The following is a 382-nucleotide window of genomic DNA, read 5'->3' as shown; positions in this document are numbered from 1 at the left end:
CTTGTTCCGTATCTAAGCCTGTGCCATTGCTCCCTGAACCAGTCGGCAATCGGCTTCCTGTTTATTGTCAGGCTCAGCCTGCTTTCATCGTCAGGGTCATTCTCCACCCTTAAAATATCATCCTTTATGTCAAAGTTCCGTCTGTGCTGCTCCGAATAGATTTTACCGCTGCATTTCAAGGCTTCTTTCTTGACCAAAAGACTTTCGGTCATTTCTTTAGAGAACCCCAGCATGGCACAGAACTTTTCCATGCGAAGCATTTCCCTGAACATCGGGAACCACCTGAAAGCCTTGTCTATGATTCTGGCGAGCTGTGACAGTTCCTTTTCTTTCATGTCAAGTTCCTGCCTGTGCATTTCCTTGAGATTGTGGATTTGCGTAT

The 382-nt window shown here is 46.1% G+C and carries 1 protein-coding gene; it reads right to left on the bottom strand.

Features of this window, described 5'->3' with window-relative positions:
* Positions 1-335, bottom strand: a 335-nt coding sequence (locus tag D4A39_RS19390) for a mobilization protein (protein WP_119918611.1), incomplete at its 3' end; no start/stop codon positions are given.
* Between the last annotated feature and the right edge of the window lie 47 nt (positions 336-382).

Origin of the sequence: Alcanivorax profundi, assembly GCF_003597125.1 — a bacterium.
Taxonomy (GTDB): Bacteria; Pseudomonadota; Gammaproteobacteria; order Pseudomonadales; family Alcanivoracaceae; genus Alcanivorax; species Alcanivorax profundi.
The sequence above is the reverse complement of the archived record's forward strand: the minus strand, read 5'-3'. Positions and strand labels throughout refer to the sequence as shown.